19 protein-coding genes are annotated in these 23,434 nt (G+C 72.4%); 14 read left to right on the top strand and 5 right to left on the bottom strand.

The window, feature by feature from the left end; genetic code table 11:
* Window positions 1-64: 64 nt before the first annotated feature.
* The 7 genes from AB1578_10820 (at window position 65) to AB1578_10850 (ending at window position 8,002) form a co-directional block, all read left to right on the top strand.
* Window positions 65-307: a type II toxin-antitoxin system Phd/YefM family antitoxin gene (locus tag AB1578_10820; GenBank protein ID MEW6488386.1), complete on the top strand. Its 243-nt coding sequence runs from the start codon at window positions 65-67 to the stop codon at window positions 305-307.
* Entirely contained in the window at window positions 304-567 is a 264-nt protein-coding gene (locus tag AB1578_10825) for a Txe/YoeB family addiction module toxin (protein MEW6488387.1), read from the top strand. The genes AB1578_10820 and AB1578_10825 overlap by 4 nt, the downstream gene beginning before the upstream one ends.
* An 85-nt stretch (window positions 568-652) precedes the next feature.
* On the top strand, window positions 653-1,711 hold the full coding sequence (gene mtnA, locus AB1578_10830; protein MEW6488388.1) for an S-methyl-5-thioribose-1-phosphate isomerase: 1,059 nt from the start codon (window positions 653-655) through the stop codon (window positions 1,709-1,711).
* Window positions 1,712-1,938: 227 nt separating this feature from the next.
* Window positions 1,939-3,438: an efflux RND transporter periplasmic adaptor subunit gene (locus AB1578_10835; GenBank protein ID MEW6488389.1), complete on the top strand. Its 1,500-nt coding sequence runs from the start codon at window positions 1,939-1,941 to the stop codon at window positions 3,436-3,438.
* Window positions 3,435-6,719 carry an efflux RND transporter permease subunit gene (locus AB1578_10840; GenBank protein MEW6488390.1) on the top strand — a complete coding sequence of 1,095 codons (3,285 nt, stop codon included), beginning with the start codon at window positions 3,435-3,437 and terminating at the stop codon, window positions 6,717-6,719. Before AB1578_10835 ends, AB1578_10840 begins: the two co-directional genes overlap by 4 nt.
* A gap of 153 nt (window positions 6,720-6,872) precedes the next feature.
* Window positions 6,873-7,331: a YaiI/YqxD family protein gene (locus AB1578_10845; protein ID MEW6488391.1), complete on the top strand. Its 459-nt coding sequence runs from the start codon at window positions 6,873-6,875 to the stop codon at window positions 7,329-7,331.
* Entirely contained in the window at window positions 7,328-8,002 is a 675-nt protein-coding gene (locus AB1578_10850) for a DMT family transporter (protein MEW6488392.1), read from the top strand. The genes AB1578_10845 and AB1578_10850 overlap by 4 nt, the downstream gene beginning before the upstream one ends.
* On the opposite strand, the gene AB1578_10855 is transcribed toward AB1578_10850, so the two are convergent.
* Window positions 7,956-8,480: a hypothetical protein gene (locus AB1578_10855; protein ID MEW6488393.1), complete on the bottom strand. Its 525-nt coding sequence runs from the start codon at window positions 8,478-8,480 to the stop codon at window positions 7,956-7,958. The two genes, AB1578_10850 and AB1578_10855, sit on opposite strands and share 47 nt — an antisense overlap.
* Window positions 8,481-8,828: 348 nt before the next feature.
* On the opposite strand from AB1578_10855, the gene AB1578_10860 reads away from it, so the two are divergent.
* Both AB1578_10860 and AB1578_10865 read left to right on the top strand, forming a co-directional pair.
* Window positions 8,829-9,896: a hypothetical protein gene (locus AB1578_10860; protein MEW6488394.1), complete on the top strand. Its 1,068-nt coding sequence runs from the start codon at window positions 8,829-8,831 to the stop codon at window positions 9,894-9,896.
* Between the two features lie 49 nt (window positions 9,897-9,945).
* On the top strand, window positions 9,946-10,755 hold the full coding sequence (locus AB1578_10865) for a hypothetical protein (protein MEW6488395.1): 810 nt from the start codon (window positions 9,946-9,948) through the stop codon (window positions 10,753-10,755).
* Between the two features lie 17 nt (window positions 10,756-10,772).
* Here the strand turns inward: AB1578_10865 and AB1578_10870 are convergent, their stop codons facing one another.
* The 4 genes from AB1578_10870 to AB1578_10885 are packed head-to-tail and all read right to left on the bottom strand — an operon-like array spanning window position 10,773 to window position 16,725.
* Window positions 10,773-12,197, bottom strand: a complete 1,425-nt coding sequence (locus AB1578_10870; protein MEW6488396.1) for a sigma-54 dependent transcriptional regulator — start codon at window positions 12,195-12,197, stop codon at window positions 10,773-10,775.
* 1 nt (window position 12,198) lies between these two features.
* Window positions 12,199-13,317, bottom strand: a complete 1,119-nt coding sequence (locus AB1578_10875; GenBank protein ID MEW6488397.1) for an ATP-binding protein — start codon at window positions 13,315-13,317, stop codon at window positions 12,199-12,201.
* On the bottom strand, window positions 13,314-13,898 hold the full coding sequence (locus tag AB1578_10880; protein ID MEW6488398.1) for a CoA pyrophosphatase: 585 nt from the start codon (window positions 13,896-13,898) through the stop codon (window positions 13,314-13,316). Before AB1578_10880 ends, AB1578_10875 begins: the two co-directional genes overlap by 4 nt.
* Before the next feature lie 55 nt (window positions 13,899-13,953).
* Window positions 13,954-16,725 carry a cytochrome c3 family protein gene (locus AB1578_10885; protein ID MEW6488399.1) on the bottom strand — a complete coding sequence of 924 codons (2,772 nt, stop codon included), beginning with the start codon at window positions 16,723-16,725 and terminating at the stop codon, window positions 13,954-13,956.
* Between the two features lie 363 nt (window positions 16,726-17,088).
* Here AB1578_10885 and AB1578_10890 point away from each other — a divergent pair, with 363 nt between their 5' ends.
* The 5 genes from AB1578_10890 to AB1578_10910 all read left to right on the top strand — a co-directional run.
* A complete protein-coding gene (locus AB1578_10890; GenBank protein MEW6488400.1) occupies window positions 17,089-18,294 on the top strand; it encodes a hypothetical protein in 1,206 nt (401 codons plus the stop codon).
* 23 nt (window positions 18,295-18,317) lie between these two features.
* Complete coding sequence (locus AB1578_10895) at window positions 18,318-19,973, top strand: PEGA domain-containing protein (protein MEW6488401.1); 1,656 nt, start codon at window positions 18,318-18,320, stop codon at window positions 19,971-19,973.
* Complete coding sequence (locus AB1578_10900; protein MEW6488402.1) at window positions 19,951-21,525, top strand: hypothetical protein; 1,575 nt, start codon at window positions 19,951-19,953, stop codon at window positions 21,523-21,525. Before AB1578_10895 ends, AB1578_10900 begins: the two co-directional genes overlap by 23 nt.
* Window positions 21,526-21,622: 97 nt before the next feature.
* Window positions 21,623-23,155 (top strand): ABC transporter substrate-binding protein, encoded by a 1,533-nt coding sequence (locus tag AB1578_10905; GenBank protein MEW6488403.1) that lies wholly within the window; start codon window positions 21,623-21,625, stop codon window positions 23,153-23,155.
* A partial coding sequence (locus AB1578_10910) for a hypothetical protein (GenBank protein ID MEW6488404.1) occupies window positions 23,152-23,434 on the top strand: 283 nt, incomplete at its 3' end. The genes AB1578_10905 and AB1578_10910, both read left to right, overlap by 4 nt.

Below are 23,434 nucleotides of genomic sequence, written 5' to 3' on the forward strand. Positions count from 1 at the left end.
CGAAAGACGATTGACCGGAGCCTTCAAGGAGCGTACGCTTTCACGTACGCAAAGGAGGTGTGTCATGACGACGATCACCGCAACCGAGGCCCGGAGGCTTCTCTACCAGCTACTCGACGATGTATCTGAGTCTCACGAACCGATTCAGATCGCCGGAAAGCGCAATTCGGCGGTTCTGATTTCGGAGGAGGACTGGCGAGCAATTCAGGAAACCCTGTATCTCCATTCGGTTCCTGGGATGCGGGAATCCATCATAGAAGGTCTGAATACCCCGGTGGAGGCTTGCGATAAGGAAGTTGCGTGGTGAGTTGGACGCTTGTCTACACCAAGCAGGCGAACAAGGACGCGAAGAAGCTGGCGGCCGCCGGTCTAAGGCCACAGGCGCAGCGCCTTCTGAACATCTTGGCAGAGAACCAGTATCAAACCCCACCACCCTACGAAAAGCTCGTCGGAGATCTTACGGGCGCCTATGCCAGGCGAATGAACATTCAGCACCGTCTGGTCTATCAGGTCCTGCCTGAGACAAGAACCGTCAAGATTCTTCGCATGTGGACGCACTACGAGTAGTTGGCGAACCAGCGCGTGGTTCGGGCGCTTCGGCGCCGCACCTGCGCGCCGTTCGGGCTCCGTCCCTCCCCGCGCAGGAGATCCCATGAGCTTCGACACGATCCGCTGGACCGGCGACCGGTTGGTCCTCCTGGACCAGACGCTGCTTCCCACCCAGGAGGTGTACCGGGAGTACACCCATTACCCGGACGTGGCCCGGGCCATCGTGGACCTGGTGGTGCGGGGGGCGCCGGCCATTGGGGTGACGGCGGCCTTCGGAATCGCGCTGGCGGCCCGGGAGCTCGCGGCGGAGGGGCGCACCGACCTGCCGGAACGCCTGGAAGAGGTGTACCGGGTGTTTCGCGCCACGCGGCCCACGGCGGTGAACCTCTTCTGGGCGGTGGAGCGGATGCGCCGGCGGGCGGAGGCCCTGTCGGTGTCGGGCCGGCCGGACCCGGAGGTGGCCCGGGCGCTCGCGGCGGAAGCCGAGGCCATCTTCCGGGAGGACGTGGAGGCCAACCGCCGCCTGGGGGCCTTCGGGGCCGCGCTCCTCCCCGACCCGGCCATGGTGCTCACCCACTGTAACGCCGGCGCGTTGGCCACAGCCGGGTACGGCACGGCCCTGGGGGTGGTGCGGGCGGCCGCGGAAGCGGGCAAACGGGTCGCGGTGATCGCCGACGAGACGCGGCCCGTCCTCCAGGGTGCCCGGCTCACGGCCTGGGAGCTCCAGCGCGACGGCATCCCGGTGACCCTGATCGCCGACAACATGGCGGGGGCCCGGCTGCGCCGGGGCGGCGTGGACGCGGTGATCGTGGGGGCGGACCGCATCGCGCGAAACGGCGACACGGCAAACAAGATCGGCACCTACCCCCTGGCGGTGCTCGCCCGGGAGCACCGCGTCCCCTTCTACGTGGCGGCGCCGCTTTCCACGGTGGACTTCGCCCTGGCGAGCGGGGAGGAGATCCCCATCGAGGAGCGCTCCGAGCGCGAGGTGACCCACTGGGGGGGGACCCGAGTGGCCCCAGAGGGCGTGGCCGTGTGGAACCCGGCCTTCGACGTCACCCCCGCCGCCCTGGTGGCGGCCATCGTCACCGAGGCAGGCGTGGCTCGCCCGCCCTACGCGGAGACCCTGGAGCGCCTGCGCCGGCAGGCGCCCGCGCCCTGAACGATCCCCCCTCGCCATCGAATTCGGTATCGGTATCGGTATCGAAATCGACCCCCGATCCCCGATGGCGATCTAGATGCGCCGCCTCCGGCCCGCCCGGGGCCGCGGGGCGCCCCCCGACAAGCCGCGGCAGACGACTTGCCCCCCTTCTTCTCGGTGGAGTACTCTTCCCCACTTGTGTTCTCCTTCACGGAGCCGCTTCCTACGGCTCCGCCCCGGGCGTTTCCATGACCTCGACTCCCGCAAGCACCCGTCCTCCCACGCCGCCGGCGACCCGCCGCCGCACGCTCCTGCCGTGGCTCGCCACGCTCGTCCTGGTGGGCCTCACGGCTGGAGTCGCGGTGTACGGGATCACCCGGGAGACCCCTCCTCCCCCGGAGATCCAGCAGCGCCTCGCCAACGTGGAGGTGCGCACGGTGGAGCCCGCCCTCTACCGGGAAGCCCTGATCCTCTCGGCCCGCCTGGAGGCGGACCGGGTCGCCGCCGTGAGCCCTGAGTTTGCCGGGCGGCTGGCCCGGTGGCGCGTGCCCGAGGGCGCAGAGTTGGCGGCGGGCCAGGTGGTGGCCGAGCTCGATACCGAGGCCCTCGACGCAGGCCTGGCCGAGGTCCGGGCGCGCCGGAGCTCGGCCGAGAAGGCGGTGGAGCAGGCCCGGCTCGGCCTCGAAGCCGCCGGGGTCGCCGTCGAGCACGCCAAGAAGGAAGCCCAGGTGAGGGAGCTCGCCCTGCGGGGGGCTCGGGCCGCGCGCGATCTGGCCCGGACCGAGGCTGCCCGGGCCGAGAATCTGGTGGCACAGCAGGTGCTCGACCGGGCCCGGCTCGACGTGGCCCGCAACGCCCTGACCCAGGCCGAGGTGGGAGCGGAGCAGGCGCAGGAGGCCGTGGCCGCCGCGGCCCTGGGGGTGCAGGCGGCGGAGGTGGGCTTGGAGGAGGCGAAGGCCCGCCTGGCCCTGGCCCGGTCCGGCGTGGAGGAGCTGGCGGCAGCGGCGGCGAGCCTGGAGGTGCAGCGGGACAAGACGCGCCTCCTGGCCCCCATCTCTGGGATGCTGGAGAAGCACCTGGCCGAGCCCGGTGAGACGGTGGAGTCGGGCCGGCCCCTGGCGATGCTCTACGACCTGGAGCGGCTCCGGGCCGTGGTGCACGTGCCCGACCGGTTCGTGGCCTTCCTCGACGTGAAGAACCCCGCGGCCCGGGAGTTCGTGGAGCGCAACCGCGCCGGGGCCTCCCAGGAGGTGCGCACCCGGGTGGTGGTGCCGGGGCTGCCCCAGCTCACCGGAGGGGAGGGCAGGGGGATGGAGGCGCCGGCAGAGATCGCGCGCATCGCCCAGGCTGCGGACCCCGACAGCAACACCTTCGCGGTGGAGCTCTCGGTGCCCAACCCCGGGCGGGCGCTGCGCCACGGCACGCTGGTGCGGGCGGAGATCGAGTACCTGGCCTTCCCCGGCGCGGTGGTGGTGCCCCTGGCCGCCGTGCAGGTCACCGACGCCGGACCCCGGGTCTTCGTGCTGCGGCAGGAGGAGGGGCGCACCTTCGCCGAAGCCCGGGACGTGGTGCCCGGCTCCATCCGGGAGGACGCGGTGCACCTGCTCGCGGGGCTGACGGGCGGGGAGCGCCTGGTGGTGTCGGGGTGGAAGGGGCTGGTGTCGGGCACCGAGGTGAACGTGGTGGTGGAGGACGGGGTCTTCCGCGCGGCGGGTGCCGCGCCCGCGGCCCGAGAGGCGGGGCCGTGACCCTCACCCGGTTCTCCATCCGCCACTTCATGGCGGTGCTGGTGCTGTGCGTGGGAATCGCGCTCTTCGGGTCGCTGGCCTACCGGAGCATGCCCCGGGAGAACTTCCCCGACGTGGAGATCCCCGTGGTGACCGTGACCACGGTGCTGGAGGGGGCCAACCCCGAGGACGTGGAGATCGCGCTCACCATCCCCCTGGAGACCGAGCTCGACGGGGTGGAGGGCCTCAAGGAGATGCGCAGCGTGAGCGCCGAGGGGGCCTCCACCATCACCCTGGAGTTCGAGCTCGGGGTGAAGATCGAGACCGCCCTGGGGCGGGTGCGCGACGCGGTGGACAAGGCCAAGGCCGATCTGCCCGGGGAGGCCGACGAGCCCATCGTGAAGGAGTTCTCCTTCGCCGGAGACGTGCCGGTGATGGTGCTCAACCTCGTGGCCCCGGACCACGTGGCGCTCTCGGAGCTCAAGGACCTGGCCGAGGAGATCGAGAACGAGCTCAAGCGCATCGCCTCGGTGCTCGACGTGAAGGTGCGGGGGGGCCGCGACCGCCAGATCCTGGTGGAGGTGGACCCGGAGCGCCTGCGCCACTACCGCCTCACCCTGGCCCAGGTCCAGGGGGTGCTCACCGGCACCAACCGCAATGTCTCCGCCGGTGTAGCCGAGGGGGCCGCCACCCGCATCGTGATGCGCCTGCCGGGGGAGTTCCAAAACCCCGCCGAGATCTTCAACCTGGTGCTGGGACGAAGCCCGGGCGGCACCCCCGTCCACATGCGCGACGTGGCCCTGGTGCGCCAGAGCTTCGCCGACGAGACGTCCCGGGCGCGGTTCTACGATTTCACCGCCGCCGACGGGGAGACCTCCCGGGACGCCCACGTGGAGCCCAGGAAATCGGTGAGCCTCGAGATCATGAAGAAGAGCGGGGCCAACATCCTCGACATGACCGAGGCGGTGCGCGACGTGCTCGCCCGCTTCCCCCTGCCCCAGGACGTGGAGGTGGTGACCGGGCTCGACATGTCCAAGGACGTGAAGATGATGCTCTCCGACCTGGAGAACGGCATCGGCACGTCGCTGCTCCTGGTGCTCCTGGTCATCCTGGTTGGGCTGGGGGCCCGAAACGCGGTGCTGGTGGCCTGGGCCATCCCGTTCTCCATGCTGCTGTCGGTGCTGACGCTCCACGTACTGGGCATCACGCTCAACATGATCGTGCTCTACTCCCTCATCCTTGCGCTGGGGATGCTGGTGGACAACGCGATCGTGATCGTGGAGAACATCTACCGGCACCTGTGCATGGGGTCGAGCCGGGCCCGGGCGGCGCTGGACGGCACCGCCGAGGTGGCCTGGCCGGTGATCGCCTCCACCGCCACCACGGTGGGCGCCTTCCTCCCCATGGTCTTCTGGCCCGGGATCATGGGAGAGTTCATGGGCTACCTGCCCAAGACCGTGATCATCGTGCTCACGAGCTCGCTGTTTGTGGCGCTCGTCATCAACCCCACCCTGGCGGCCCTCTTCCTCAAGCGCCCCGCAGGCGCCGAGGCCACCATCGACCCCGAGTCGCGCCGGCCCACCTACCCGCTGGCAGTGTGGTACGGGAGGATGCTCGACTTCCTCCTGGACCGTCCGGGCTGGACGCTCAGCACCGCCTTCGCGGTGTTGGTGTTCGTCTTCACCCTCTATGGGGAGTTCGGGCGGGGCACGGAGTTCTTTCCCACCCTGGACCCGAACTTCGTCATCGGGAGCATCAAGCCCCCCGACGGGGTCGCGCTGGAGGAGTCGGACCGGCTGAGCCGCAGCCTGGAGGACCGGATCTTCGGCCGGCCGGGGAGCGGCTACGACCGACCCGTGGCGAACCTCAAGCACGCCACGGTGACCGTGGGCCTGGAGGAGGGGGGCGGCGGCTTCGGGGAGGAGGGCCTGGGGCCCATCAAGATTCGCATCGAGTTCGTGGACCGGGACTACCGCACCGAGAGCACGAACCTCTCCCTGGCGGAAATTCGCGACCGGATCGACGGCCTGGACCGGGAGGGCCGGCGGGTGACCCACCCCCTGTACGGGGCCGAGTTCGACGTGGTGAAGCCCCAGGAGGGGCCCCCCACGGGCAAGGCGGTCTCGGTGGACGTGTTCGGGGAAGACCTCAACCGCATGACCGCGGTCATCCAGGACATGAAGGCCCTCATGGCCGAGACCGAGGGGGTGGCCAAGCCCACCGACGACGCCGTGACCGCCCAGCCCACCCTGGAGTGGAGCGTGGACCGGGACCGGGCGGGGATGCTCGGCCTCTTCCAGCCCGGGGTGGGGGCCGCCCTCCAGATGGCGGTGGGGGGCCTGCGCACCGGCACGGTGGGCCACGGCGACGACGAGCAGGACATCCTGGTGCGGCTGCCCGAGCGGTTCCGGCTCGACACCCGCCGGCTCGAGAACGTGGCGATCCCCACGGAGCTCGGGGGGGCGGTGCCCATCGCCTCGGTGGCCCGGGCGGAGCTCGTCCCCGGGCCGGTGACCATCCGCCACCTGGACCGCAAGCGGGTGCTCAACGCCGGGGCCGAGGTGCAGCCCTGGGTGCGGGCCGACGCCGACGTGCGCGCGGCCTTTCAGGAGAAGGTGCGCGCCTACCCCTTCCCGCCGGGCATGACCTACCGGTTCGGGGGGGCGGCGGAGGAGGAGCAGGAGTCCACCGAGTTCCTCCAGCAGGCCTTCCTCATCGCGCTCTTCCTCATCGCCATGGTGCTCGTGGTGCAGTTCAACTCGCTGCTCGTGCCGGGGATCATCCTGTGCTCGGTGCTCCTGTCCTTCATCGGGGTCTTCACGGGGCTCCTGGTCTTTGGCATGCCGTTCGGCATCATCATGAGCGGCATCGGGGTCATCTCGCTTGCCGGGGTGGTGGTGAACAACGCCATCATCCTCCTCGACGCCATCCGCCAGCTCCAGTCCCAGGGCAAGAGCGCCCGGGAGGCCGTGGTGACGGCGGGCATGATCCGCCTGCGGCCCGTGCTGCTCACCGCCATCACCACGATCCTCGGGCTCCTGCCCATGGCGCTCAAGCTCAACATCGACTTCTGGAACCTCACCTACCAGTACAACACCGAGTCGTCCCAGTGGTGGCAGTCCATGGCGGTGGCCATCATCTTCGGCCTGGCCCTCTCCACGGTGCTGACCCTGGGGGTGGTGCCCACCCTCTACCTGAGCTACGCGAAGACCCGCCGCTGGATCTTCCGCAAGCTCGGCTGGGAGAGCCTGGACGAGGAGATCGACGCCCTGGGCCTGCGCAAGGAGATGGCGGCGCCGTGAGGGGGGACCTGGGACAGGATGACAGGATGGGCAGGATAGGGCGTGGGATGGGGGGCGGGCGGGGATAGCTCCAACTCGCGATCGAAATCGAAATCGACCCCGATCCCGACCCCGATTTCGATTTCGATTTCGACTTACAGGGGAGAGGAGACCGTGCTCGAGATCTACCTGGATGCCGACGGGTGTCCCGTGAAGGACGAGACCTACCGGGTGGCCCAGCGCTACGGGCTCGCGGTGTACGTGGTGGCTTCGCGCCCCCTGGGGGTGCCCAACGACCCGCGGATTCGAGCGGTGGCGGCGGGGGGGCGCTTCGACGCGGCGGACGACTGGATCGCCGAGAGGGTGGGGGAGGACGACATCGCGGTGACCGCCGACATCCCCCTGGCCGCCCGGTGCCTGGAGAAGGGGGCGTGGGTGCTCTCCCCCCGGGGGCAGGACTTCACCGAGGAGACCATCGGCGACGCCCTGGCGAGCCGCGCCCTGATGGACCAGCTGCGCCAGATGGGAATGGCTTCCGGGGGGCCGGCGCCCATGGGGAAGGCGGACCGCTCCCGCTACCTCTCCCGCCTGGACGAGGTGATCCAGGCGATCAAGAGGAATCAGAAGGGGTGACCCGCCAGGCCCGGGCCACCGCCTACGCCCTGGCCACCGTGCTCCTATGGTCCACGGTGGCCTCGGCGTTCAAGCTCTCGCTGCGCCACCTGGACCCGCCGCAACTCCTCCTCTATGCGAGCGCCGCCTCGGCCCTGGCCCTGGCGGGGATCCTGGCCGTCCAGGGGCGCCTGGGGGTGCTGCTGACCTACACGCGGGCCCAGTACCTGCGCTCCCTCCTCCTGGGTCTCCTCAACCCGTTCCTCTACTACCTCGTGCTCTTCCAGGCCTACGACCGGCTGCCGGCCCAGGAGGCCCAGGCACTCAACTACACCTGGGCCATCACCCTGGCGCTGCTCTCGGTGCCGCTCCTGGGGCAGAGGATGCGGCGGGCGGACGTGGCGGGGGGGCTCGTAAGCTACGCGGGTGTGGTGGTCATCGCCACCCGTGGGGACCTCCTGGGCCTGCGGTTCTCCGATCCCTTCGGCGTGGCGCTCGCCCTGGGGAGCACGGTGCTCTGGTCCCTCTACTGGATCGCCAACACTTCCCTGGTGTTCCTGCGCACCCACGTGGGCGAGGCGATCCTCCCCTCCACCCTCGCCGGCCTCGCCCTGATCGTGGCGGGGCTGGCAGTGCAGCAGGTCTTCACTTCTCGCCCTTCTGCCCCACGAAGTGGTCCTCCTTCCGCCTGAAGAGCACGTTGAAGGTGGTGAGGCTGCCGTAGCAGCGGGTGATGTACTGCTGGAGTCCCACCCGGTCCTGGTCGGTGAGGTTGGGGTGGGCGTTGATCTGCTGCTCCAGCACCCGCAGCCGGTCGCGGATCAGGACGATCTTGTGGAAGAAGGCCTCGAGCGGCACCGCCTTGGGGGCCAAGCCCGGGTCCGCGGGCTTGAGGACGAGCTCTCCCCCCTCCCACCGCTCGGCCATCTCCACCGCGGGCAGCTCCTCCTCCCGGAGCTCCCGCACCGCGAGCTTGACGAGCTCGTAGGCGGCGACCTCGGCCGGCGCGAGGGGCGCGAGGTCGCCCTTGGCGAAGTACGTCTCCTTGCCGGAGCGCACGAAGCACACCTTGCACCTCTGCCCCTCCCCGAACCCCGAGGTCTCCTCCACGCGGCCGAGCCCCAGGTTGGCGTGGCGAACGAGATCTCCCTTGAGCAGGTCTCCAGGCATGGTGTCTCCTTTCTCGGAATCCTGGCATCCCAAGGCACCCGGACCCGCGTTCCGGGATCCGCCAGGGCGAAGGGATGGGGCGATTGCGATGGGGGCCGGCCGGCTCTGCCCCGGCCCGGCGGCCAATGTACCACAATCCCGCAGGGGACTTTGGACTTGCATTGCGCTGCCGCCGCCTTCAGATTGCCCCTCGCAGGAGGCTCCGACGCGCGATCCGCTGCGGCCGCACCTGTCACGACCGGGCCCCTGTCGGCCCTGCCATGCCCGAGGGATCGCTTCCCAGCCATGCCCCCGTCCCCGCCCCCCGCGCACGCCTGCGCATACCTGGAAGCCCTCGCCCGGGAGGGCGTGGGAGCATTTCTGGACGGCGCAGCGGGCCTGTGCCTGGAACTCCTGCGCGTCGGGGGACAGACGGTGCCGGTGGTGGTGAGCGACGGGGTGGGCCGCAAGGCGGCCATCTTCAGCCCGCGCGGGCACTACCTGGAGTACCCGATCCACGAGATCGCGCGGCGGTCCGCCTGGTGGTCGCAGGGGCGCCTGCGGGCGGTGCTCTTCCCCCTGTCGCTCCTCCTGGGGTTGGGGCGGATCGACCGCGCGGTGTACGTGAACCACTGGCTGCTGGTCGGGGGCCCCACCCTGCGGCTGGATCGGGATCGGCTGGGGGAGCTCGTCGAAGGCCTGCGCCTGCGCTACCCCTCCCACGCCCTGATCTTTTCGGGGGTGGTGCCCGCCCTCGCCCCCCGGCTCATGCAGGACCTCCTGGCCCTGGGGGGGCGGGCGGTGCAGAGCCGCATCGTCTACCTGCTCGACCCGGGCCGCTCCCTGGGCGGGAGGGCCCGCAAGAAGGTGCGGGGCACCCGCAACGCCGACGAAGCCCTGGCGCGCGCCAACCGGCACCGTCGGATCGACGACCCCGGGCTGCTGGCGGGCCGCGGGGCAAGGATGCGGGACCTGTATGCCCAGCTCTACCTGGACAAGCACGCCGGGGAGCTCAACCCTCGCTACCGGGCCGCGTTCTTCGAGCTGGTCCTGGGGTCGGGGATCTTCTGCGCGGCGGGATGGATGGGGGAAGACGGTGCGCTGGAGGCGTTCAACCTCCACCTGGCGGACGGCGGGGCGATCGGGTGGTCCCTGTGCGGGTACGACCGCAGCGCTCCGGTGTCGCGGGGATTGTTCCGGCTGGCAGCCGGCGAGGACGTGGAGGCGGCGAAGGCGGGCAACCGGATCCTGAACTGGGGGGGCGGCAACGGGGACTTCAAGCGGTTTCGGGGAGCCGAGCCGGCCTTCGAGTACGACCTGGTCTTCGACGGCCACCTGAGCGTCTGGCGCCGAGTGCCCTGGTGGGTGCTCCAGCGGGGGCGGGCGTACAAGAACCGAGCGCCCCTGGTCCCCTCGGCCGGCGGAGGTCCGCCGTGAAGCGGCACCGTCCCAGACGTTGCGGGGCCCCCGGGAAGCCGGGTGCCCGATGACCGCCCGCGCGGCGCTGCTGACCAGCAACCCCCGGCTGGTGGAACCCTTCCTCCGGGATGTCGGCCGAAATCCGGCCTCGTGCGCGATCGACGTTCCCCTGGCGATCTGGGTCCGGCCGTCCATGGGGCTCGGGGCCCGGGTGCGGGAGCTCGGCCGAACCCTCGGGCGGCAGGCCGGAGTCAACCGGACCACCCCGGCTGCCCAGCTCCTGCACCACCTGGTCTACCGGTGGCTCAGCCGGGCGGCGGGGGGAGCCCCCCCGGCCTCGGCAGTGGCCGTGCTGCGGGAGGGTCGTGCCGTGGTCGAGGTGCCCTCGGGCAACGCCCCCGAGGCCGTCGCCGCCCTTCGAGCCTCGGGCTGCTCCCTGTGCGCGATGGTCGGGGGCGACGTGCTCTCCCCCGAGACCCTCGGCGGGGGGGGGGTGCCGTTCGTCAACGTCCACCTCGGCGACCCCGCCTTCGTCCGGGGCCAGCCTGCCGTGTTCTGGGAGGTCCTGGACGGGCGTTCATCGATCGTCCTGACGCTGCACCGGGTGATTCCCGCCGTGGATGCCGGTCCGATCGTCAGGCAACGGCGGAGCCCCATCGTCTGGGGGCCGACCCTCGGAGAGACGCTGCGGCGCACGCGGGAGCGCGCCGCTCCCGAGATCGCCAGGCTGCTTGCCGACGGTATCCCGGCAGTGCTCCGGGAAGAACCGGGGCCGCTGCCGTCGGCGCCGGGCAGGCTGCGCACCACGCCGACGATCCGGCAGGCGCTGGAAGCCCGGCGGGTGTGCCGGGAACGCTTTGGGGGGAGGCCGGGCTGAAGGCAGGCGCAAGGAGGCTATTCCAGCGCCTCCCCCCTGGGGCGGTTCTTCGCCCAGGCGGGGTGGGTGAGGCCGTGCTGCTCGATCTTGTAGTGGATGGCGCGCTTGGTGATGTTGAGGAGGCGGGCGGCGTCCTTCTGGACCCACCCGCACCGCCGCAGGGCCGCCAGGATGAGGTCGCGCTCGGCGTCCTTGAGGGACATCCCCTCCGGGGGAAACCGGAATCGGAAGGCCTCCCCCTCGAAGTCCTCCGCCCTCCCCGTCGGGGAGACCTGGGGGGAGGGCTCCAGGCGCAGGTCCTCTGCGGTGACTGCCGGACCCTCCGCCAGGAGCACCGCGCGCTCCACGGCGTTTCGCAGCTCCCGGATGTTGCCCGGCCACCCGTGGCGGCGAAGCGCCTCCAGGGCTTCGGCGGCGAACTGGAGGGGAGGGCGCTTGAGCTCGCCGCAGAGCTGGCCGGCGAAGTGCCGGGCCAGGAGCAGCACGTCGTCGCCCCGCTCCCGCAGGGGCGGCAGGTGGACCGACACCACGTTGAGGCGGTAGTAGAGGTCGTCGCGAAACCGCCCGGCGCGCACCTCCTCGGCGAGGTCCCGGTGGGTGGCGGCCACGACCCGCACGTCCACCGCCAGGGGCTCCTCTCCTCCCAGCCGCTCCAGGCGGCCGTCCTGGAGCACCCGCAGGATCTTGGCCTGGGTGGCGAGCGTCATGTCGCCGATCTCGTCCAGGAAGAGGGTCCCCCGGTGGGCTCTCTCGAACCGGCCGAGCCGGCGCTTCGCCGCGCCCGTGAAGGCGCCCCGCTCGTGGCCGAAGAGCTCGCTCTCCAGGAGGCTGTCGGGGATGGCGGCGCAGTTGACCGCCACGAACTCGGCCTCCGCCCGGGGCGACAGGGCGTGCAGCGCCCCGGCCACGAGTTCCTTGCCGGTGCCGGTCTCCCCGGTGATGAGCACGCTCGTGCGCACCGGCGCCACCTTGCGCACCACGTCCAGGGCCCGCTGCATGCCCGGGCTCTCCCCGATGATGTTCTCGGGGCGGTAGGGGGCGAGCAGGGTCGCCCGCAGGTCCTGGACCGCGGCCGCCAGGCTGCCCTGCTCCAGGGCCTTCTCGATGCGGGCCTCCATCTCCTCGATGTCGAAGGGCTTCTCGATGAAATCCTGGGCGCCCAGACGCAGGGCCTGCACCACGGCCTCCAGGGTGCCGTGGGCCGTCATGAGCAGCACGGGGGCCCGGGGCTGGGTGGCGCGGGCGGCCTCCAGCACCTCCAGGCCGCTCGCCTCGGGGAGTTTGAGATCGGTGACCACCAGGTCGAAGGCCTGGGTCTCCAGGGCCTTGATCGCGATGTCGCCCCGGGGGGCCGTGACGACCCGGTGCCCCCGGGCTCCCAGGGCGATGGCGAGGGCGTCGCGCAGGGCGGCGTGGTCCTCGGCTACGAGGATGGTGGGCATGTCACTCCTCCGCGCCGGCCGCGGGAAGGCGCACCACGAAGGTGGCGCCCCCCCCGGGCGTCGAGTGGGCGTCGAGGGAGCCGGCGTGGGCGTCGAGGATCTTCTGGGCAGAGGGGACCCCCAGTCCCGAGCCGTGCTCCTTGGTGGTGAAGAAGGGGTGGAAGATGCGCCGGAGCACCTCCGGCGCCATGCCGGGGCCGTCGTCGGCGATCTCGATGCGCACCCGGGAGCCCCGGTTCTCGCCGAACCCGCGCAGGCCCGGCACTTCGGTGTCCAGCGGCGAGGCCACCAGCACCGGCGCATCCTCGGTGGTCAGGCGAATCCGCAGGGTTCCTCCCGGGCACGTGGCCTCCACCGCGTTGGCGAAGAGGTTCGCCAGGGCGTCGCGCACCCGCCCGGCGTCGACCCGGACCGGCGGCAGGCCGGGCGCCACGTCCCAGGTCACCCTGGGCCGGGCGTCCGGGAACCGTGCCAGGGTGGCCTCGAGGGCCTCCCGGCACAGGTCCACGGCAAGCGCCGGGGCCTGCTCGAGCCGCAGGGGCCGCACGAAGTCGAGGATCTCCCCCATCTTGGCATTGGCCTCCAGCACCTCTGCCTCGGCCCGTTCCAGGTAGGCCTGGCCCTCGGGGTCCTCGGCGAGCCGGCGCTTGGCGAGCCCGAGAAAGAGCCGGATGCCCCCGAGCCGGTTGCGGATCTCGTGGGCGAGCTGGGCCGCCACCTCTCCCAGGCTCGTGAGGCGGTTGCGAAGGGCCTGGCGCTCCCGCTCCTCCTCGACCAGCGTGAGGTCCTTGAAGAAGATGGCGCTCCCCAGGGTCTCCCCCCCGTCCCCGGCGATGCGCGACAGGCTGAAGCCGATGAGGGTGCGCCGAGAGCCCTCGAAGGAGAGCTCCAGCTCCGCCCGGTCGGGCAGGGTCTTGCGCCCGAGGGCGTCGAGGAGCAGGTGCGCCAGGGCCGGGCAGTGGGCGAAGGCCTCCCGGCAGTCGCGCCCCAGGGCGGCCGGGGGGGACACCCCGAGCCACTCCCCCGCCAGGGCGTTGACCGAGGTGACCCGCCCGGCGGCGTCCACCGTGACCACGCCGCAGCGCATGGAGGCGAGCACCCGGGCGGAGAGGCCGGTCATGGGGACTCGCTGAACGCGAAGGCCAGGTCGAGCAGGCGCTTCAAGATCGCCGCCGTGAGCCCCCACACCACGTAGGGCCCCCAGCTGAAGTGGTGGATGTAATAGGGGCTGCCCGAGGGCTTGACCGCGTGGTAGTAGGCCCGGTCCAGGAGGTGGTCCAGCGGCACCAGGAGGATTTCCGCCACCTCACGGGGTTGGGGCACGAAGGGGTAGTCCTCCCGGGGCAGGCAGATCACGTGGGGGGTCACCCGGTAGCCGGTCACGGAGACGAAGTCGTCCAGGGGGCCCAGCACCTCCACGTCTTCGGGTCGCACCCCCACCTCTTCCCAGAGTTCGCGCAGCGCTGCCGAGAGGGCGTCGGCGTCGTCCGGGTCGATCCGCCCCCCCGGGAACGAGATCTCCCCCTTGTGCTGCTCCACGTGGGTGGTGCGCACGGTCAGGAGCACCGAGAGCCCGTCGGCCGTGGGCATGAGGGGAACGGCGACGGCGGCGGGGAGAAAGCCGTCGAGGGGGAGGACGCGGCGCTCCCGCGCCCCCAGGCGGCGCCGGATGCGGTCCAGGACCTGGTTCAGGTGCGCCACGGCGGGTGTCCTTTCCCCGGGGGACGGCGCGGCGCCCCTTCCGGCGGGGGGGCGATCAGATCCGGTGACAGGCGACGCACAGTTCCCTCTCCGGGAGCCGGTAGAGCTTGCGCTCGTTGGAGGCGTGGGGGTCGTGGCACCCCTCGCAACGGTACTGCCCCCCCTCTGCGGGGAAGTCGGCCGACCCCGGGAAGCGGCGGCCGCGCTCGGCGTTGAGGGAGTGGCGGTGGGTGGCGGGGTCGTGGCACCCGGTGCACAGGGCGTTGCCCGATCGGCGAAGGTACGCACGGTTTTTCGACGCGTGGGGCTCGTGGCAGGCCGAGCACCGGTCGGCGGCGGGCTTGTGGAGGAACCGGCGGCCGGCGGCGGGGTCCTTGTGGCACTCCAGGCAGGTGGCCACGGGCCCCACTCCCTTGAGGACGCCGGGGCCGAACCCCGCATGGGGATCGTGGCAGGCGAGGCAGCCCTCGTCGAGCGCCGGATGGACGGCTCCCCCAGCGGCCTTCGCGGGGTCCTCGTGGCACTCCAGGCACAGGCCGGGAGGGGGCGACCGGAGCAACTTGGGTCTGGCCCCGCCGTGGGGCGCGTGCTCGTGGCACGGGCTGCACGTCTGGGCCGCGGCGTGGAGGCGCCGGCCCGGCTCGCTCTCCCGGAAGTCGTGGCACGACCGGCACAGGGCCTCGCCCCCCGCCCGCAGGAGGTGCTTCCGGGGCGAGGCGTGGGGCTCGTGGCACGCCGCGCAGGCCCGCTCGCCCGGACGGTGGGGCACCGCCTTGCCGGCCCCCGGGTCGTCGTGGCAGCCCAGGCAGAGCTCCCGCACGGGCTCGAGCAGGGAGGCCTTCCCGAACCCGGCGTGGGGGTCGTGGCAGGCGCCGCACCCGTCGTCCAGGGCGGCGTGCGCCGTGCCCCGGCCCGCACCGGGCACGTCGTGGCACCGGGCGCACCCCTGGCCGGCAGCGCCCTCCCGGAGGTACTTGGGGCCCGCGCCCCCGTGGGGAGCGTGGCAGGCGCCGCAGCGCTCGGCGGCGGTGTGGAGGGTCCGCCCGCGGGAGAGGTCGGGAACCGAGTGGCAGGCGAGACACGCCGCGTAAGGGGTTTCCCCCGCCAGGAGGCCCGGCAGGAACCCGGCGTGGGGGTCGTGGCACGCCAGACACCCCTCGTCCAGGGCCGGGTGGGGGTTCTCCGGCGGGGTGGGGTCGTCGTGGCAGGCGAGGCAATGCCCCGGCGGGGGCTCCTCCAGGAATTTCGCCTGGCGGCCGCCGTGGGCCGCGTGGCAGGTGGTGCACTCCCGGGCGGGCTCATGGAGGCCCCTGCCGCCCGCTGCATCGGCCACGGGGTGGCAGGCGCGGCACACCGCCGCTTCGGCGCCTCGCAACATGGCCGGCCGCGACGCGATGTGGGGGTCGTGGCACGCGGAGCACTTGCCTTGGGCCACGGGAGCGTGGGGCCGGGCCCCCTGGGCAGCCAGCTCCCGCTCGAAGGGGTGGCACATCCGGCAGCGCGACCCCTGGTCGGCCACGACGACGCTGCGCTCGGCGCCCCCCCCGTGGCAGACGGAGCACTTTCCTTGGCCCAGGGGCATGTGGAGGGGGCCCCGGACCAGCTTCTCCTGCTCCGAGGAGTGGGGCGGGTGGCACGCCCCACAGGAGCCCGCCGGAAGCTCGAGGTTGCCGTGGAGGCTCGCCAGGGGAGAGCCCGGCCGTGCGTCGTGGCACCGGCCGCACGCGGCCCGGGCCAGGGCCCGATCCTCGTCTCGGTGGGGCGAGTGGCAGCCCTGGCAGCCCCGGTCCAGGGCTGCGTGGACCTTGCGCCCCTTTCCGACTCCCTCGTGGCAGGTCCGGCACTGCGTGTCCAGTCCCTTCTTCGCCAGGGCGGTGGTCAGGGGCCGGTGAGGATCGTGGCACCCTTCGCACGCCCCGAGCTCGCCCCGGTGACCCCGTTCCAGCACCGCCTCGTGGCACGACCGGCACGAGGCCTCGGGTCCTGGACGCAGGAGGGAGCCCCCGGCGCCGTGGGGCTCGTGGCACAGGGCGCAGGAGCGCTTGCCGGCCAGGGGCGGGTGGGGCTTGCCCCCTTCGGTGCCCTGGGAGTGGCATCGTTGGCACACTGCCGGGAGGGGTTCCGCCAGAGCCTTGGGGTATCCCGAGTAGTGGGCGTCGTGACAGGCGATGCAGCCGCCTTCCTCGTACGCGGGGTGGGCCCCCGGGGCCGGCAGTTGGGGCTTGTGGCAGGCGCCGCACACGGCGTTGGCGTCGCCCTTGAGGAGCTTGGGGCCGGCGGAGACGTGGGCGTCGTGGCAGGTGCCGCAGTTGGAGATGGCCGTGCGGAAGTGGGCGTCCTGCTGGGGAGGGCGGGTGTCGGCGGGGTTGTGGGACTCCACCACGTGGCACGCCAGGCACACCCCCGGGTAGCCGCCTTCCCGAAGTTTCATGGTGAGGGGCTCGTGGCAGTCGTCGCAGCGGGAGAAGTCCCTGGCGTGGGTGACCAGGGAGACGAATCCGGCGGGAGGCTGGAGGTTCCCCGGGTTGTAGAAGAGCTCCAGGGCCTGGTCCCCCACCCGGACCCGGTTCAGCCCCGGGTCCAGCAGGAGGAAGATCTCGAAGAGGTCGCCCCAGTCCGCTCGCACCCGGTCCCCCTCGTGCTTCCCCTGGCGCTCCAGGGACCAGGCCACCTGGGTGCCCCGGCGGGCGGTACCCAGGATCGTGACGGCGTCGATGGACGTGAGGGTCCGGGGAAGGGGGGAAAGGATGCGCACCGGCTCGGCGGCCGAGGCGGCGCCCGGAGCGCACAGGAGCAGGCAGGCGAGCACGAGACGGCGAAGGGTCATGGGTTCCATAACCCCGGCTGGAGCCCCGGGGCGCTGATCGGGAAAAGAGAGACGTCTCGGCAAGCGCAAGCTGCCGCTGCCGTCCCCGGCGGCACCGCCTGCGAGCGGGGTTCCGGCCATACGGCGAGGGCAAGAACCGTACCACTGCCGGGTGGGGTGCAGCAAGCCGGGGTGCCACATCCAGGCCCCGTGCCGAACCGGGGCAGGGTGCGCAGTTGGGGCCCCGCCTGCGGCATTTGGCGCATCCAAACGGCCCACGAGGCCCGGATTGGCGGCCGCAATTGCGCTTTTGGACAGGCACGGTTTGTGCTAAATAGCAGCCCACCCGAACCAGGGCCCGCTGCACGGGGAGGTACACCGAACATGAGAAGTCTTTCCACCTGCCTCTCGCTGGCAGCCGGCGCAGCCCTGATCGTGTGTCTGGCGGCTCCCTCGCCGGCGGCGATCCGGGTTCGCCAGCCGCTGCTCGAGGAAACCCCGGCCGGCGCTGCCGCGCCCGCCGGGCGGCCGTCGGATGAGGCGTTCTTCGTGGGTTCGGTCATCTTTGCCCGCGGCGCGCAGGTGGTGGCGGAAGTGCCGGGTGGCGCCCAGGAGCGGGAGCGGCTGGTCGTCTTCGATGGGGGGATGCGCCGCCGGGGCGTTGCGGTGGTCCTGGCGGCCCTCGACAAGGGGGTCTTCCTGTTGCAGCCCCAGGGAGGCATCGGAGCGTCCCCGGGGGACCAGCTCGCCCGGGAGTCCGAGACCGAAGCCGCCGCCCGGGTGGTGCAGGAGCACCGGGCGGAGTCCTACCTGGAGTTTCTCGAGTTCTTCCCGAGGAGCGAGTACCGGTCGCGGGTGGGGCGGGAGCTCTTCCGGCTGGCGATGAAGCAGGGGTACCCCACCTTTCCGGGCTCGGTGGTGGAGGGGCGGATCACGCTCGCCGAGGGCGTGGGGCGCGAAATCCCCCTGGGGCAGGTCTTCGTGCTGCTCGACCGGTTCGTCGTGGCCCGCACCGACGAGCGGGGGCGCTTCCGGATCGAGGGGATTCCGAAGCTCGACGAGGCCGTGGCCCTGCGGCTGCGGGTCCGGGACGCCAAGTTCCAGCTGTCCCAGGAGGTGACGGTTGAGCTGTCCGCCGGGTCCTTCCAGGAGGCGGCGGCGGAGCTCCCGGTGCGGATCACCCCCACGGTGCTCGCGGGCCAGGTGCTCGACGAACGGGGAGCGCCCCTGCCCGGGGCCGAGGTCTGGACGGCGCCCTACTCCATGGAGGTGCTCACCGACGCAGAGGGGATGTTTCGCATCTCCCGCCGCAAGCGGGTGGACGCCACCGGCGCAGCCCTGGCCGGCGACGAGCCGCTCTTCGGCGGGGAGTTCGAGGTGTACGCCTACCGAAAGGGGTACGGGGTGGACCGGGTGACGATCTCAGCCGAGAGCTACGCGGAAAACTCCGTCCCGGCGGTGCGCCTGCTCCGGCAGGACGCCCGGGAGGAGGAGATTCCCGCCCTGGGGCTCACCCTGCGGTCCTACCTGGAGATGGGCCCCACGGCCCTGGCCGCCCCCCAGGGGGCCGGGCCCAAGCTCAACCCATGACCCTACCCCCGAGGAACCAGATCATGCGCACAGCACCGTGGGCCCGCCCCCCCCTTCGCGGTACCTGGAGAGCCGCGGCAGCGGTTCTGACGGCCGGCGGGGTCCTCCTGGGTACCCTGGCGCTTCCCCTTCCCGGGCGCGCCCAGGCCCCCGAGAGTGCCGAGAGCGCCGAGGAAGAGGTCCTCTCCACCCCGGCCACCTTCGAGCCCCCCACGGAGGACTTGCGGCTGCTCTCCATCCAGTCGCGGCCCGTGGGGGCCCGGGTGTTCGTGAACGGGGAGGAGCGGGGGGTCACCCCCCTCTACGTTCGGGACCTCGCGCCCGGCAGCCACGAGATCATTCTCTACCTGACCGGTTTCGGCGCGTACCGCCAGACCATCGAGGGGCAGGGGGGACGGATCTTCGTCGACCTGGAGGCGGGCAAGGGCCTCGGGATGGGGCTCGTGGCCGTAATCACCGATCCCCCCGACGCCCGCGTGGACGTGGATGGCCGCAGGGCCGGCCTGAGCCCCCTGGAGATCCCCCTCGACGCGGGTCGCCACACCGTGAACCTCTCCAAGGCAGGGTTCAAGGACGCCCAGGAGTCGGTCACCGTGGAACCCGAGGGCCGGCACGAAGTGCGGGTGAGCCTGGCGCCTCGGGAAGGGGCGCTGCTGGTGATCGCCACCCCTGCCGGGGCCGAGGTGCTCCTGAACGGCAAGGAGGTGGGCAAGGCCTGGGAGCCCCTGCGCGTCGGCGACATCGCCCCCGGCACCTACACCGTCCGGGTGCAGCGTCAGGGGCACCGCCCCTGGGAAAAGGCCGACGTGCTGGTCCGATCCGCGGAGACCACCACGGTGCTCGCCGCCCTGCTGCCGGAGCGCGATTACAGCTGGGTGCGGCTCTTCACCGACCCCCCTGGGGCCCGGGTGCGGCTCGACGACCAGGACATGGGGGTGGCGGGGGCCGACGGCATCGGGTTCCGGGCCGCCAAGGGGGCCCACCGCCTGCGGCTGGAGGCCGACCCGGTCACGCTGCCCGGGTACCAACCCCTCCAGGTCACGGTGAGCTTCACCGAGGACGAGGTGGACTATCGGGAAAGCCCGTTGCGGCTGCCCCCCGTGGACCCGAACTTCACCCAGGCCCTGGCGCTCGTGGAGCGCGGCCAGCGCGAGGAGGCCCTGGGTTTCCTGAACCGGGTGGCCCCCGACCATCCCAGCTACGGGGAGGCCCGTCTGATCGCCGTGGAGGTGCTGCGCGACCTGGGCCGGGTCGCGGAGATCCCCCGGGAGCTCGACACCCTGCTGGGCCGCCCCGAGCACCGAGCCAACCCCGTGCTCAACACGGCCTTCGGCTACTGGGCCCTGCTGGCCGCCCGGGACGCTCCCGACCGGGAAGCCGCGCCGCTCCTGGATCGGGCCCTGGAGGCCCTGGACCGGGCGGTGCAGTCCGTGGATCTCTTCCCCGCGGACCAGCGCGATGCCCTCATTCTCAAGGCCCACTACTTCTCCGGGATGGCGAGCGAGATCCTCTTCAACCTCACGGGGGACCGCAAGTACGTCAAGAAGGGCACCCAGGCGTGGGAGGTCTTCTTCGCCCGGCTCGACCTAGCTCCCCAGGCCCTGGAGCGAAACTGGGTCGAGCAGGCCCGCCGGCACCGCAGGACGCTGGATTTCCTTGCGAAGAAGCTGGGCGGTTAGCCTTCCGCCCCTCCTGGTGCTCCTCGCCCTGGCGGGGTGCCGGGGGAGCCCGCCGCCGGGTCCGGCGGCGGAGGGCTCCGCCGGGGCCCGTCTCGAGGCGCAGCGGGCCCAGGACGGCTGGATGGGGCGCTTCGGCCGCCGGGATCCGGAGCTTGCGGCCCTTCTGGCGGGACAGCCCGGGTGGGGGCTCCTCCGGGACATGGAGCTCGGCCGCGCCGCCGAGGCGTTCGGCGCCTCGCAGACGCCGGCCGACCGGGCGGGGGCGGCCCGGGCCTGGGTAGAGCGCGCCGCGCTCCATGCCGCCCTGGACGGCCTCGTCCTGGACGCGGAAGCGGCGTACCTGGACGGCCTGGGTCCGGAGGCGGGGCCGACGGCCCGGGCGGCCCGGGGCCTGGTAGCCCTGCGGCTCGGGGACCTGGAGACCGCCCGGTCGGCCTTCGGGCCCCCCACTCCTCCCGAAGCCGGGGGGGCGGCCCGGGCCCTGGGGCGGGCCGCGCTCGCGGCCCTCGACGGGGATGCAGATGGGGCAAGGCGGCTCTGGGCGCAGGTTCCTCCCCCCGCCGCCGGGGAAGAGGAGGCCCTGGCCCACGCCGGGTGTTTCTTCTGGGGGCTGCCCTGCCCGAAGGACCCCGGGGGGGCGTACGGGACCGCCGTTGTCGCCCTGGGGGCAGGGGATGCCCCGGCCGCCCTCGAGGCTCTCCGCGGGGTGGGGGACGGGGCTCCTGCGGTCTTCTTCTATCCCCTCCTTCGCCGTGCGTGCGCGATGCTCGCCGCGGGGGAGGCCGCCGGGTCGGCGAGCTCGGAGGCCGCGTACTGGAGAGCCGAGGCTTGGGACCACCAGGGGCGCTGGGGCGCCGCTGCCGAGGACTTTCGGCGGGCCGCCGAGGGCGCTGCCGGCGCGCCCGGCCCCTCCGAGCCCGCCGGGCCCGGGGAGGCAGCCGGGTGGCTGTTCTCGCCCATCCATGGCCGGGAGGAGGCCGGACGCCTGGCCCGGGTGGCCGAAGGCGCCGCCCGCTACCGCGCCGGGGAACGGGACGAGGGCCTGGCCCTGTGGCGCGGTGTGCTGGCCGACGGGGAGCCGGGCCCGCTGGTCCTGGCCCGGCTCGCGGCGGAACAGGCCGAGGCGGGAGCGGCGCAGCCCCTGGCATCTCCGGCGGCCGCGGCCGCCGAAGCCCTGACAGCCGTCGCCGCGGCCCAGGGGCAGCTCCAGGAAGCGGACGGTGCGCTCCTCCCCCCCGCCCTCTACGCGGTCCGGGTGGCGGCCGTGAGCCGCCTGGGGGCGCGGGTCGCCCGGGCCCAGGGGGATCGGCGCCGGGCGGCGGACCTCCTGGAAGGGGCCCACCTGAAGGCCTCGGGGCACCGGCCCGGTTTCGTCAATCCGCCGGGATACCTGGCGGAGCTCGCCCGGGAGTACGCGGCCGCGGGAGAGTACGCGCCGGCCGTGGCGATTCTCTTCTCCCTGGCCGGGGAGTATCCCGAGGCCCGGGCGGCCTACGAGAGCCTGAAGCGGCTCTACGCCTCCCGAACCGGAGGAGAGGCACCCCCCCGCTGACGGGCCCTGGAGGGTCGGCCCGCGGCGCGCCCCAGGGAGGAAGCGCCGGCCCGGGCCGGCGCGGTCGCCGCTGCTGCAGCAGGAAAGGAACCCGTCGATGCGCCGAGTCTTCTGGATGCTCTGCTGTGCCGCCCTGGCCGTGCCGCCTGCCCTTGCGGGCCTCCGGTACGCGGAGTCGACGGGGCCTTCGACCCTGAACCCCTTCCTGGTTCGGGACATGCCCAGCCTCCGGGCCGTGGAGCTCTTGTACGAAGGGCTCGTCTCGCCCCCCGAAGCAGGGGAGGTCAAGCCCCTGCTCGCCGAGTCCTGGGAGGTTTCTCCCGACGGGATGTCGGTCACGTTTCGCCTCAAGCGCGCAGTCCTGTGGCACGACGGCAAGCCCTTCACGTCCCGGGACGTGGTCTTCACCGTCCAGGCCGGCCTCGACCCCCGCACCCCCACGGCCCTGCGCTCCCAGTTCCAGGCGTTCACCCGGGCCGAGCCCGTGGGCGACTACTCGGTGCGGTTCCAGTTCCGCCGCAAGGTCCTCAATCCCCTGCTCCACTTCGACTTCAAGGTCCTCCCCGCCCACCTCTTTCCCCAGGGGTACGTGGACGCCGGCGCCCTGCGGGAGGCCGTGGGCACGGGGCCCTTCCGGTTCCAGGAGTGGGCGCCCTCCGGCGAAGTGCGTTTCGCGTCCAACCCCACCTACCACCGCCTGGGTGAGCCGGGCATCGCCCGGGCAGAGGTGACGGTGGTGCCCGACGACAACATCCGCAACGAGCTGGTGCGCTACGGGGCCGTGGATCTGCTCCCCCAGGTGCGCCCGCGGGACATCCCCGCCCTCGAGGAGCTGAGCGGGGTGCGCCTCTACCCCTACAGCACCCTCTCCTACAGCTTCCTGGGGCTCAACTTCCGCAACCCCGCCCTGCGCGAGCTCGAGGTGCGGCGGGCCCTGGTGGCGGGCCTGGACCGGCCGGAGATGCTCAAGGCCCACTACGGGAACCGGGGAACGGTCGTCTCGGGGCCCTTCCCCCCTGCCTCCTGGGCGTACAACTTCGACGTGAAGCCCTGGCCCCACGAGCCGTCGGCCGCGATGGCCCGCCTGGACGAGGCGGGCATCGTCGACACCGACGGCGACGGGGTGCGGGAGGTACGGGGCACCCCCCTGGTCTTCCGGCTCGTCTCCCTGGCACAGGACGAGGCGCAAAAGGCCGTGGTGCTCGACGTGCAGCAGCAGCTCAAGAACCTCGGCATGCGGGTGGATGTGCGCTTCCTGGAACCCATGGCCTGGAGAAAGACCGTCTTCGACGACCACGCCTTCGATCTCGTGCTCGCCGAGTGGACCTTCGACAACTCGGTCAACGTCTACTCCCTGTTCCACTCCACCGAGGCCGGGCCCGGGCGCAACAACCTGGGGGCCTACGCCAACGCCGAGGCCGATCGGCTGCTCGAAGGCAGCCGCACCGCGGCGAGCTCCGAAGCCCTGCGCACGGTCTACGGCGAGCTGCACCGGCTCCTCCACGAGGACGTGCCGTACGTGTTCCTCTGGAGCCTGCACCGCTACGCGGCGGTCTCGAGCCGGATCGAGAACGTGCGGCTCCACCCCTTCTACTTCTTCAGCTACGTGAGCTCCTGGAAGGAGAGGTGAGACTGCTCCCCACGCCGCGGCTGCTCGCGTGGGTCGCGCGCCACCTGGGGGGGGCGCTCCTGGTGCTCCTGGGGGCGAGCCTGCTCCTGTTTGCCGTGGCACGGGCGGCGCCGGGGGAAGGGGTGCGCCCTTCCGCCCTGGTGGTCACCGCCGAAGGAAGGGGCGCGCCCGTCCAACCCCTCCCCCGGTCCTGGACCGCCGAGTATGGGGCGTGGCTCGCCGGGGTGGCGCGGGGCGACTTCGGGCGCAGCGCCGCGCTCCAGCGGGGTCGGCCGGTGG

The sequence above is a fragment of the Thermodesulfobacteriota bacterium genome (assembly GCA_040756475.1).
Lineage (GTDB): Bacteria > Desulfobacterota > Deferrisomatia > Deferrisomatales > JACRMM01 > JBFLZB01.